Here is a 12,181-nt window from a genome sequence, read left to right on the forward strand (position 1 = left end):
AACCACTAATCACTGCTCCGCTCTGCTTCGCTAAATTCTCATTTATCGTAAAAACAATTAGTACGAAGTACTTACACTATGAATAATGTAGACTAAGTTGGAAACAGCAATTATAAACAGTAACAACAAAAAAATTAAAGAACATGGAAACAGAAGGAAACTCTTTTTTTAATGTAGGCGACATCGTGAAGCGTGCCAAACGAGTAATGAATTTCAGGACAGACTGGGAACTCGCCACCTACCTGGGCGTATCGCGCTCCACGCTTAGTAACTGGATTGCACGTAACAGGACGGACTTCCCCCTGATACTGGAAAAGCTAAAGGAAGTAGATTACAACTGGCTGCTGACCGGTAAAGGAAGCCCCACGCGCCAATCGAAATTCGTCAATAGCAAGTACGCTTCGGGCGAAGTTGAACTAATCCACAATCCAAAAACACCCGACCAGATGGACGACCGCAGCGTGGCTCTGTACGACATAACCGCTGCCGCCAACCTGAAATCCTTGTTTGCCAACAAAAACCAGCACGTAGTGGGCAGGATACAGATACCCAGCATTCCGATGTGCGACGGCGCCCTCTATATCAGCGGCGACAGCATGTACCCTATCCTGAAATCCGGCGACATAGTAGGTTTTAAGGAAATGAACAGCCTTAGCAATGTGATTTACGGCGAGATGTATATCGTTTCGTTCAGTATCGACGGCGACGATTATCTGGCGGTGAAGTACGTGAACCGTTCGGAAGTAGAAGGATGCATCAAGCTGGTGAGCTACAACCCGCACCATGAACCTATGGATGTTCCTTTCAATTCCATACAGGCGATGGCGATTGTGAAGTTCTCGATAAGGAAGAATATGATGATGTAACACCCTCGCATTCAGTCATTTTATGAACTTTTCCACTCCTGTTGAGCTACCTTCGGGCTTGCCGGGTCTTGTGCAGGCAAACAAACTCATGCTGATGGGTTCCTGCTTTGCCACCCACATCGGCTCGTTGCTTGCGGATGCCGGATTCCGTCCGGACATCAATCCTTTTGGCGTTCTTTACAACCCTCTATCCGTTTCGGCAGCCCTGCGCGAGACGATAGAGGGTAAAGTATATAAGGAAGAAGACTTGTTTTTCTTTCGTGAATGCTGGCACAGCCCGATGCATCACGGAGACTTTTCATCGCCTTCCGTTGAAGAAACGCTGGAAAACATCAACGCACGCTTGCAACGGGCGCACCGGCAAATTCACAATCTGGATTGCCTGATGCTGACTTTCGGCACATCGTGGGCGTACGAACTGAAAACGACGGGCAGGGTAGTTGCAAACTGCCACAAGATGCAGGAATCGTTCTTTACACGCCGCCGGCTTGGCATACAGGAGATTACGGCAGATTACACTTCCCTGTTCTCCGACTTGATAGCCCGGAACCCGAAGCTGAGAATCATCCTTACCGTCAGCCCCATCCGCCACCTGAAAGACGGGATGCACGCCAACCAACTGAGCAAGGCAACCCTTTTGCTTGCCGCCGACAACTTACGGGAAGCATTCCCCGGGCATGTGTTCTACTTCCCCGCCTACGAACTTCTGCTCGACGAGCTTAGAGACTATCGCTTTTACGCCGACGACATGGTACATCCTTCTTCGTTGGCGATACGCTACGTATGGGAGAAATTCGTGCAGACTTGTTTCGCGGAAGAAGCGTTAGAGATTATGGAAGAAATTAAAAATATCAATAAAGCATTGGCACATCGACCTTTCCACCCCGAGTCTGAGGAGTATAAGTATTTTTTAGGACAAATAGTGTTAAAAATAGACCGACTTAATGAAAAATACCCGTACTTAGACTTCCAAAACGAAAGAGAATTATGTCGTACCCGATTGAAGTAATAACAGAACATATCAGCGCACGCCGCATTGGGGATGCGCCCGCCACCATAGACTGGCTACTGACAGATAGCCGTTCACTGAGTTTTCCCGAAGAAACACTGTTCTTTGCCTTGTCCACAAAACGCAGCGATGGCGCCCTTTATATCCCCGACTTGTATCTGCGTGGAGTGCGCAATTTCGTTATCGGCAAGGAAAGTTATAAGAAGCTGGCGGATAGCGAAGAGCGGAAACAGTTTCCGGACTCCAACTTTCTTGTTGTGCCCAATCCGCTGAAGGCTCTGCAGAAGCTGGCGGAGAAACACCGCAACCGGTTCGAAATACCCGTTATCGGTATAACGGGAAGCAACGGAAAGACCATTGTAAAAGAATGGCTCCATCAGTTATTGAGTCCCGAAAAAGTTATTGTCCGGTCACCCCGCTCCTACAATTCGCAGATTGGCGTCCCCTTGTCCGTATGGCAAATGAATGAACAGTCCGAACTCGGCATCTTCGAAGCCGGCATCTCCGAACAGGGAGAAATGCGCGCCTTGCAGAACATCATCAAGCCCACCATCGGCATACTGACCAACATCGGCGGAGCACATCAGGAAAACTTCTTTTCCCTGCAAGAGAAGTGTATGGAGAAGATTTCCCTGTTTAAGGATTGTGACGTAGTGATATACAACGGTGACGACGAGTTCATCAGCAACTGCATGGCGAAATCCATGCTTTCCGCCCGTGAGATAGCCTGGAGCCGGAAAGACATGGAACGTCCCCTGTATATAAGCGCGGTGGATAAAAAGGACGATTGCACCGTTATTTCTTACCGCTACCTGGAGATGGACAATATGTTCACATTGCCGTTCATTGACGACGCTTCCATTGAAAACTCGCTGAACTGTCTGGCGGCTTGCGTCTATCTGATGCTTCCCGCCCGGGAAATCACGGAACGCATGGCAAAACTGGAACCGGTGGCAATGCGCCTCGAAGTGAAAGAGGGTAAGAATGGCTGCGTGTTGATAAACGACAGCTACAATTCCGACCTTGCTTCATTGGACATTGCGCTCGACTTCCTGTACCGCCGCTCGTTGACGAAAGGGTTGAAGCGTACGCTTATTCTTTCGGACATACTGGAAACCGGACAGTCTACGTCGACGCTCTATCGAACAGTCCACCAGTTAGTGAACAGCCGCGGCATCGAACGCATCATCGGAGTAGGCGCCGAGATTTCCTTCTGTGCCTCCCGGTTCAGCATAGAGAAGGCTTTCTATCCCGATACGGATGCCCTGTTGCACGCCATATCGTGTGGAGAATTGCGGTTGGAAAATGAAATAATCCTGATAAAAGGCGCACGCCGGTTTGGCTTCGACACACTGACGGAAGAGCTGGAGAAGAAAGTCCACGAGACTATTCTGGAAGTGAACCTCGGCGCGATGATAGCCAATCTGAACTATTTCCGCAACAAGCTGAAACCGGAAACGAAGATAGTTTGCATGGTAAAGGCGTCCGCTTACGGCGCCGGTTCATACGAAATTGCAAAGACTTTGCAGGAGCATCATGCCGATTATCTGGCTGTGGCTGTGGCTGATGAAGGTTCCGAACTCCGCAAAGCGGGTATCACGGCAAGCATCATCATTATGAACCCGGAGATGACCGCATTCAAAACCATGTTCGACTATAAACTGGAGCCGGAAGTGTATAGCTTCCACCTGCTGGATGCACTGATTAAAGAGGCGGAGAAGGAAGGAATCACTAACTTCCCGATTCATATAAAACTGGATACGGGTATGCATCGCCTGGGCTTTGCTGCCGAAGATATGCCGCGACTGATTGAACGGCTCAAAGGACAGAATGCAGTGATTGCCCGTTCGGTATTCTCGCACTTAGTGGGTAGTGATGCGGCACAGTTCGATGCGTTTACACGTGGACAGATTGAAACGTTTGAGGCGGCATCCATGCAGTTGCAGGAAGCATTTCCGCATAAGATACTCCGGCACATTTGCAATTCGGCCGGTATCGAGCGTTTCCCGGGTGCACAGTTCGATATGGTACGCCTGGGTATCGGTTTGTATGGCATCAATCCCATTGATAACAGCATTATCAATAATGTGAGCACACTGAAAACTACTATTCTGCAAATACGTGATGTACCCCAAGAAGACACAGTAGGCTATAGCCGCAAGGGGCATCTGACACGTAATTCACGAATTGCCGCATTACCTATCGGATATGCCGACGGATTGAACCGTCATCTTGGCAACGGGCACGCCTATTGCCTGGTGAATGGCCAGCGTGCGCCCTATGTGGGTAACGTCTGTATGGACGTTTGCATGATTGATGTTACGGACATTGACTGCAAGGAAGGGGATACTGTGGAGATTTTCGGTGATCATCTGCCTATTACGGTACTTTCCGATATTCTTGAAACCATTCCTTACGAAGTGCTGACAAGTATTTCTACGCGGGTAAAGCGTGTGTATTATCAGGATTGATTCGACTGTTAAAAAGGCCATGCCAAAAGGTTATCACCTTTCTGACATGGCCTTAAAAAAAAACTAATCCCTATATATTACCTTATCATTCTTTTATTCCTTCTGTTCCACCCCAGGGGGTAGCAGTTGTGTTACAGCTCGAAGTAGAACTTGGTGATGGTAAGTCCGTTGTTACTTACGAACAACAGGTCTCTACCCTCACCGCCCTTCTTGCATTGGTCGCACATTTCCTGAGTGAATTCAAACTGGAACTTTCCGGGAGTGACAGGAGTGTCAGAAACATACTCTTGGCTCCAGTGGCCGTTTGTCACGCGGATGGTAGTACCATCACCATTCACGGCACTGATGTCCAGACTCAGTTTCTTACCTACCATCCAGTCGTAAGTGTCATCGCTCAAAGTCGGCAGTCCCTGGCCTTCGTTATCGCTGAAGCGGAGACCGGCACCGTCCCAACCGACGCAAGACTGTTCGCCCTGCCAGATGATGGTTTCAAGAGTCGGTAGCTCATGAGTCATGTTGGAAACTGTGATGGGATACTCACGTTCGGTAATGGAGCCGTTGGCGTTGAAAAGCTTGATGTAGATGAAGTTTTCGCCCAATTCGCGCATCACCACTTTGGCATAGTTGGCCTTGAAGCTCTGCTTGCCGTTCGATATTTGTGCGGTGGCATGGTTGTGTACAGTCACCTCCACAAGATTGTCGCCACCATTCTGCGTGAGGGTGGCATCGATTTGTTCTTCTGAATAATTGGAAGCTGTATTCTCGGTAAAATCCTCCACAGGATCACAAGCGGTGAATGTGAAAGCCAATACAGTAGCCAATGATAGCATTATCTTTTTCATATTATCTACCTATTAAGAATTAATAACCTGCAAATTGAGTCTTAGTATCGTCTTCCCATCCGGCGTTTTGCTTGTATGTGCCGCCCGAAAGGTCGATTTGAGACTTTGGAATGCGATAGAAACCCTTGGTGTCGTTATAGCGTTGCCTGTAGCCATCACCGGCATCGGGCATGGTGGTCGGCTGACCGCAATTGAACATCACCTGGCCTACTTGTTTGTAAAGGGCGTCACCGGCAATGTTCCAACGGCGCAAGTCATCCCAACGGCTTCCTTCGAATGCCAGTTCCCAGCGGCGCTCGTTGCGCAAGGCCTGTTCGCTATAGCCCACGGCGGGCAAGCCTGCACGAGTTCGTACACGGTTCAGCGTGGCGGCATCTTGCGTCAGCTCGGAGTACATCAGAAGCACATCGGCAAAACGGTAGATGGTGAGAGGCGTACAGTTGGAGGCTTGGTAGTTACCGGTTTCACTTGCGTCGGCACCCATTTGGTCGAGCGACCATGAAAGCCTTTTACCGCCGGCCGAACGCACGGAAGTAATCTTTTTATTGTGATACCCGGTAAATTCGCAAGCATCGGAGAAGGTCGCGGGGCTCAAACTTGCCGGGAATGTCAGGATGGAAGCATCGCGGCGCGGGTCGTCGGGTTCGATGTTTTTCCAGTCTGTCACGAGGTTTGTTGCCACGGTGCCGCAGCCCCAGCCGGTGCTGAATGGATAAACGGAGGTAGCCGTGCCCACATTGAAACGTTCGTCGTTCGCATTGTTGTTATCTGCGCGGATGCCGAAGAACAGGCCATACTGGTTGGTCAGGTGGAGGTTGTTGGACCATGCCGGTTGATACTGGAAGTTGATGGCAAGGATCACCTCCTCGTTGCCTTCCTCGTAGTAGGTATCGCCATTCATATCTTTTACGAAGTCGTAATCTTTGGCAGTGAATTCGTTTGAATAGGACCAAAGTGAGCGGTAGTCATCCAAAAGGTCGTGACGGGAATTATCGATACAATCTTTCAGTTTATCAACTACATATTGCTTGTTGATGGAACCTTCTGTCTTGGGCATTTCCGATTCACCATAGAAGCCCGTGTAGAAAAGGAAAGCGCGGCCCAGCAGGGTTTCGGCTGCCCAACGGGTCACCTTGCCGAATGCCAGTTTGTTCCAGCCGTCGTATGGCCAGCTTGGCATACATTCGCAGGCTTCATAGAGGTCGTCGGCAATCAGTTTCATGACTTCCTTACCATCGCGTTGTTCGGGAGCGACTTGCGCTTCTTCCACCGTCTCCGGGGCTTTTTCAATGACCGGGACATTGTTGAAGGCCAACACCAGGTTGTAGTAATTATAAGCGCGCATAAAAAGCAGCTCCCCTTTAGTCTGGTTGCGTGTTTCTTCATCCGCAATGTTGTCTATCACGGACAAAGCGGCGTTGGCGCGGGCAATGGCTTCGTAGGAATATGTCCACAAATCTTGCATTTGGTTGGTTTGGGCATACATCAGGTGGTCAAGACCCTGCCACCAAGGGTCGCCGAGTCCGGCACCGCCAAACATGTCGTCTGACATGATGTTTGACACTGAGAAATATTGTTCAAGGTTATTGCCCTGAAAGGGACCGTAGAAGGTTGACTTGTAAACGGCGGCTACCATTTTGTTAACATCTTCGGTGGTTGACGGGAAGTTGGTGCTGTTCTTGCCGGTGTAGTCCTGCGAGTCGAGGAAGTCATCGCAACCGGAAAAGGCGAGCGTGGATGCAATCCAAAATATGTATAATTTATTGAATTTCATATTGCTAATATATTAAGGTGATTAGAACTTAAGATTTACACCAACCAAGTAGGTACGGGGTGAGGGATAAACGCCCGTATCTATACCGGCTGCCCAGGAATCGCTCGTTCCGCCGCTGGAGGCGATTTCCGGATCCATACCGGTGTACTTGGTAAAGGTTATCAGGTTGTTGGCTGCTACATAAACCCGGAACTGCTGGAGCGGGCAAGACTTCCACAGGCGCTTGAAGTCGTAACCGAGAGTCACGTTCTGAATCTTGAAGTAGTCGCCGTCTTCGAGCATGGCTGCCGACATGTTTTTCCAGTTCGGAGTGTCGAAACCATCGAAGAGAGGGAGCTTATTGCTGGTGCCTTCGCCTTTCCAAGAACCATAGACAATCTTCTTATTGAGGTTCTCCGTGATAAAGTCCTGATTTGCCCAAGTGCGGAGAATCTGTTGCCCGAAGGCTCCCGCACCGGTTACGGAGAAGTCGAAGCCCTTGTAGGCGAGGTTGAGGTTCAACCCCATGGTTATATCGGGGTGGGGGTCACCAATCATGGTGCGGTCGTTGTTATCGATTATGCCGTCACCGGTCACGTCGCGGTAGATGAGGTCACCCGGTTTCAGCTTGTCGTTTCCACCATGAAGCTTGTCATCGTACTTCTCGGAGAACTGGCGAATCTGTTCGCCGTTCTGGAACACGCCTTCCGTGTCGAAACCGTAGAAGAAACCGATGGGCTGGCCTACCTGCGCGCGGTAAACTTCGCCTTCGAGCTGGTGCCAAACAGCTCCGGGGCCGTGGATGATGCCTTCGGCGTTGGCCAGCTTGGTCACTTCGTTCTTGTTGTAGGACATGTTGGCGGTAATGCCGTAGCGCAGACCGTTATCGAGCTGGTCATTCCAGCTGAGAGAGAGTTCGAGACCCTTGTTCTCCACGTCACCACCGTTGATGTAGGGAGCGCCGATACCATATACGCCCAAAATCGGAGCGCGCACCAGCCAGTCTTTCGTGGTCTTCTTGTACCAGTCGAAGGTCAGTCCCAAACGGCTGTCTAAGAAGCGGGCGTCAATACCGATGTTCAGCTGATCGGAAGTCTCCCAAGTCAGGTCGGGGTTGCCCAGTACGTTGAACGAACCGCCGGTGGTGGCTTCTTCGTGGTTGCCCTTGCCGAAGTAGTAGGCGTCGGAGTTGTTGAATCCCACTTGTGTCAGGTATTGGAAGTTGGGGATGTTGCAGTTACCGTTCTGTCCCCAGGATGCGCGGATTTTGAAGAAGTCCATGATGTCTCTGACGGATTCCATGAATTCTTCATTGGTCACAACCCAACCTGCCGATGCGGAGGGGAAGATACCCCAGCGGTGGCCTTTGGCAAAGTTTGAAGAACCGTCGGCGCGGACTGTGGCCTGCAGCATGTATTTTTCGTTGAAGTTGTAGTTGACACGTCCGAAGAAGGAGGCCAGGGAGTTGTCGTTTGCGGGACGACCACCTACGCTGACATCGGCCAGTTTCTTGATCTGCGCATTGTCCAAGTATGCATGGGCCCAACTGTCACCGAAAAGCAGGTTGCTGCCACTGGCGTCAAGGTGTTCGCCGAACTTGTTTTGTTCAATGCTCTGACCCAATACGATGTCGATGTTGTGTCTGTCGATGTTCAATTTGTAACTCAAGGTGTTTTCGAATGAGATGTTCGACCAGGAATCCATCGATTGGGAGGCGTTGTCCTGAGTGGCCACGTTTGTACCCGAGTCGTGGATTCTGGTCATGGCGCGATAAGAACTGTTGCCAAAGCGGTAGCTGAACTGTGACTTGTAAATCAAGTTCCGTATGGGCTGTATTTCCAGGTAGGCGCTGGCGTTCACTGCCCAGCTGTTACTTTCGTTCAATCCTTGGCTGGTGGTGTTGGCAATGGCCAGCGGATTGATGACGGCACCCAGTGTCCATCCGTCGGCCGACATTTCGGGGTTGGTGTAGTAATTTCCGTTGGCATCGCGAACGGGGAGCAACGGGTTGGCGTTCATCAAGTCGTGTACGTTGTTCCAATACATGTTTCCTTGGGAGATACCTGTTCTGCTGCTATGTACGATGTTCAAGTTCTCGCCTACGGTAATCACATTGTAGGAGTTGTCGTTGGAGCGGAGCAGGGTGTGTGAGGAATTCAAGCGCACGTTGTAGCGGTTGAACTGCGACTGGTTTTCACCACCCAAGATACCGTCTTGCCCGGTGTAGGAGAAGCCGAAGGAGAACTTCGATACGTCGGAACCTCCTGTCAGGTTGATGGAGTGGTTCTGGGTTACGGCACCTTTGTGGTAGGACTCGTTAATCCAGTTCGTTCCCTTCCAACCGTTCTTCAGCACGTTTCCATCCGCGTCGAAAAGGCTTTCGTAGATGGCTGCGGGAAGCTTTCCCTGCCACTCGGGTACGGCTGTACCGCCGTTGAACTCGCGAAGCTGACGGCTATAGATATATTCCTGGGCATTCAGAACGTCGGGAGCCTTATATAAGTATTGTTGACCGTAGTATCCGTCGTAAGATATTTGCAACTTGCCGGACTTGCCCTGCTTGGTGGTGATAAGGATTACGCCGTTGGCGGCACGGGCACCGTAGATGGCTGCAGAAGCGGCATCTTTCAGCACATCGATGGATTCGATGTCGGCGGGGTTCAGGTCGTTCAGGCTACCGCCGGCAACGCCGTCGACTACGTACAATGGGTCCGAATTACCCGTAGTACCCAAACCGCGGATGTTCACCTTGAAGCCTTCGCCTGCCTGACCATTATTTTGCATAATGGTGACACCGGGAGACTGGCTTTGCATGGCAGTCAATGCCGAGGTGGTGGAGAGTTTCTGAATGTCGTCACCTTTCACCTGCACCGTGGCGCCGGTCAAAAGTTTCTTTTTTTGTACGCCATAACCCACAACCACTACGTCGTCCAGTGACTGTGCGTCTTCCTTAAGAATGATTTTCATGCCCGAAGCGGCTGCCACTGTCTGGGTGGAAAAGCCCACGAAGCTGACTTCAATGATTTGGCCTGGAGCTACATCCAAGGAGAACTTACCGTCGAGGTCGGTAATCGTTCCCTTGGTAGAATCTTTTACGCGGATGTTGGCGCCGATAATCGGTTCGCCAAAATCATCTACAACCGTACCTGTGATGTACTGTGCCTGTGCTATGGCGATGTTGCCACCTCCATTAACAAACCCTGGGGCACCACTGGCAAACAATACGAACAATGCGCTTGCGAGCCATGATTTAATAGTTTTGATACACATGTTGCTTGAATCTTGATCCGATGTTTTACCTTAATTGCATTGCAGGGATCTTTATGCAATGCTAGTATTTGATTAAAGGTGGGCTCTGTTGTCTTACTACATTTAATGTTCGATAATAAATAGGTGACAGTGCCCTTTAAACCGCCTAAACCGAACATCTGTTTTTGCAAAATTATACTTCTTCTATGTCTTCATGATATTGCCTTGATTTAATAGGTTAATACTTTATACTATTATTATTTTAAACCGGAAGCAAATTTATGAATAAAATACTAATGATAGTAAAATTCGCGTTACCTCTTGTTTTTTCAACGTAACATCTATGAATGTAAGTGTTACAAAAACTGTTCTGTATGTTACATGGCGCTGACAATCAGGCAGAACACAAGGCTCACCCATAAAATTATGTGGATTTCTAATAACAATAGTTCGTTAAACATCTCCTTAACGCTTATGCAGCGATTGCCGCAAATTTAATCCCCTCTTCCCATAGTTTTCGGTTTATTTCCGGATTCGGTTCATGCCTAATGCTGAAATAAATCGTTGTATGAGGAAAATAAAGACGCGGAAAGTGAAAAAGGAAATCATGATTGAGCACTCTCATTACTACTAAGTAGTTTTTCATGCCTGCTTGCGGGACTCAGAATTTTATTTTGGCCGAAATATTCCATAGAATAATGGAAAGTTATCTGTATTAATTTCTATCTTTGCATTAAAATAAGAAAACTATGAATATGACAAACTTACTTTTGCTGGGCTTCCTGCCCAGTGGTTCCGAATGGATCATCATTGCTTTGGTCATTCTGTTATTGTTCGGTGGCAAGAAAATCCCTGAACTGATGAAAGGACTCGGTAAAGGAGTGAAAAGCTTTAAAGACGGCGTGAAAGAAGCGAAGGATGAAATAAATAAAACTAAGGACGAAATAGAGGGGCCGGTTTCCGAAGGGAAATAAACAGAGAGCAAGAAATAATCTACGAATGATATCCAGCATGATATGTGCGGTAACTCGTAGATTGTAATTTGTAGCTTGCAGCTCCTCCTTTATATTATGGCAAATAAAAGTTTGACCTTTTGGGACCATTTAGACGAATTGCGTCGTGTACTGTTCCGTATCATCGGCGTATGGTTTGTTTTGGCTATCGGTTATTTCATTGCCATGCCGTGGTTGTTCGACAATGTGATACTGGCGCCTTGTTACGATGACTTTGTTTTTTACGACCTCCTGCGTTATGTGGGACAGGTTCTCGATCTGGACGATGAATTCTTCACAAAGGAGTTTCAGGTAAAACTGATTAATATCAATCTCGCCGCTCCGTTCTTTATTCATATATCTACCGCATTCTGGATGTCGGTGGTGACGGCTACTCCTTATCTTTTCTTCGAAATCTGGCGCTTTATCAGTCCCGCGCTCTATCCTCATGAACGCAAGGGGGTGAGGAAGGCTCTGGGTATTGGTACTGTGATGTTCTTCTTCGGCGTATTGCTGGGCTATTTCATGGTCTATCCGTTGACGTTGCGTTTCTTGTCTACTTATCAACTGAGCGCAATGGGGGCAATTGAAAATCAGATTTCACTGAATTCTTATATTGATAACTTCATGATGCTGGTGCTCTGCATGGGGTTGGCATTTGAATTGCCGTTGGTGACGTGGTTGCTATCTTTGCTTGGGCTTGTTGATAAGCCGTTCTTGCGTAAGTATCGCCGTCATGCTTTTGTTATTATCGTGATTGTTGCCGCTATTATTACACCGACGGGGGATCCTTTTACGCTGACTGTGGTTGCTATTCCGCTTTATATGCTTTATGAGTTGAGTATCTTGATGATTAAAGATAAGAAAGGGGAGACGGAGGAGTTGCAGGTTGGTGGTTAGTGGTTGGTAGTAAGTGGTTAGTGATTACTGATTAGTGATTAACAAGAGTAACTCAGCGAAGATGATTAACAAGACTATCTCTATTCTCCTCCTCCTGGG

The 12,181-nt window shown here is 48.7% G+C and carries 8 protein-coding genes; 5 read left to right on the forward strand and 3 right to left on the reverse strand.

The features are described from left to right. Window positions 1–143 precede the first annotated feature (143 nt). The 3 genes from B2Z67_RS12310 to B2Z67_RS12320 are packed head-to-tail and all read left to right on the forward strand — an operon-like array spanning window position 144 to window position 4,346. Window positions 144–866, forward strand: a complete 723-nt coding sequence (locus tag B2Z67_RS12310) for a LexA family transcriptional regulator (protein WP_291530131.1) — start codon at window positions 144–146, stop codon at window positions 864–866. Window positions 867–888: 22 nt separating this feature from the next. Continuing rightward, entirely contained in the window at window positions 889–1,875 is a 987-nt protein-coding gene (locus B2Z67_RS12315; protein ID WP_291530132.1) for a GSCFA domain-containing protein, read from the forward strand. Next, window positions 1,854–4,346, forward strand: a complete 2,493-nt coding sequence (locus B2Z67_RS12320; protein WP_291530133.1) for a bifunctional UDP-N-acetylmuramoyl-tripeptide:D-alanyl-D-alanine ligase/alanine racemase — start codon at window positions 1,854–1,856, stop codon at window positions 4,344–4,346. Before B2Z67_RS12315 ends, B2Z67_RS12320 begins: the two co-directional genes overlap by 22 nt. Window positions 4,347–4,477: 131 nt before the next feature. Here the strand turns inward: B2Z67_RS12320 and B2Z67_RS12325 are convergent, their stop codons facing one another. From B2Z67_RS12325 to B2Z67_RS12335, 3 genes are read right to left on the reverse strand one after another with little or no spacing between them, the layout of a single operon-like run. Further along, window positions 4,478–5,188, reverse strand: coding sequence for a hypothetical protein (locus B2Z67_RS12325; RefSeq protein ID WP_291530134.1), 711 nt, complete (start codon window positions 5,186–5,188; stop codon window positions 4,478–4,480). Between the two features lie 19 nt (window positions 5,189–5,207). Continuing rightward, window positions 5,208–6,962: a RagB/SusD family nutrient uptake outer membrane protein gene (locus B2Z67_RS12330; RefSeq protein ID WP_291530135.1), complete on the reverse strand. Its 1,755-nt coding sequence runs from the start codon at window positions 6,960–6,962 to the stop codon at window positions 5,208–5,210. Between the two features lie 21 nt (window positions 6,963–6,983). Continuing rightward, complete coding sequence (locus B2Z67_RS12335; RefSeq protein ID WP_291530136.1) at window positions 6,984–10,211, reverse strand: SusC/RagA family TonB-linked outer membrane protein; 3,228 nt, start codon at window positions 10,209–10,211, stop codon at window positions 6,984–6,986. 734 nt (window positions 10,212–10,945) lie between these two features. Here B2Z67_RS12335 and B2Z67_RS12340 point away from each other — a divergent pair. After that, window positions 10,946–11,164 carry a Sec-independent protein translocase subunit TatA/TatB gene (locus tag B2Z67_RS12340; RefSeq protein ID WP_291530137.1) on the forward strand — a complete coding sequence of 73 codons (219 nt, stop codon included), beginning with the start codon at window positions 10,946–10,948 and terminating at the stop codon, window positions 11,162–11,164. Window positions 11,165–11,260: 96 nt separating this feature from the next. Then, entirely contained in the window at window positions 11,261–12,082 is an 822-nt protein-coding gene (gene tatC, locus B2Z67_RS12345; protein ID WP_291530138.1) for a twin-arginine translocase subunit TatC, read from the forward strand. The last annotated feature ends 99 nt before the right edge of the window (window positions 12,083–12,181 follow it).

It is taken from the genome of Bacteroides sp. UBA939 (genome assembly GCF_002293435.1).
In the GTDB taxonomy this organism is placed as follows: domain Bacteria; phylum Bacteroidota; class Bacteroidia; order Bacteroidales; family Bacteroidaceae; genus Bacteroides.

Excerpts from the sequence above, each read along its gene's own strand:
- B2Z67_RS12310 (WP_291530131.1), top strand. The coding sequence starts at position 144 with ATGGAAACAGAAGGAAACTCTTTTTTTAATGTAGGCGACATCGTGAAG.
- B2Z67_RS12315 (WP_291530132.1), top strand. The coding sequence starts at position 889 with ATGAACTTTTCCACTCCTGTTGAGCTACCTTCGGGCTTGCCGGGTCTT.
- B2Z67_RS12320 (WP_291530133.1), top strand. The coding sequence starts at position 1,854 with ATGTCGTACCCGATTGAAGTAATAACAGAACATATCAGCGCACGCCGC.
- B2Z67_RS12325 (WP_291530134.1), bottom strand. The coding sequence starts at position 5,188 with ATGAAAAAGATAATGCTATCATTGGCTACTGTATTGGCTTTCACATTC.
- B2Z67_RS12330 (WP_291530135.1), bottom strand. The coding sequence starts at position 6,962 with ATGAAATTCAATAAATTATACATATTTTGGATTGCATCCACGCTCGCC.
- B2Z67_RS12335 (WP_291530136.1), bottom strand. The coding sequence starts at position 10,211 with ATGTGTATCAAAACTATTAAATCATGGCTCGCAAGCGCATTGTTCGTA.
- B2Z67_RS12340 (WP_291530137.1), top strand. The coding sequence starts at position 10,946 with ATGACAAACTTACTTTTGCTGGGCTTCCTGCCCAGTGGTTCCGAATGG.
- tatC (WP_291530138.1), top strand. The coding sequence starts at position 11,261 with ATGGCAAATAAAAGTTTGACCTTTTGGGACCATTTAGACGAATTGCGT.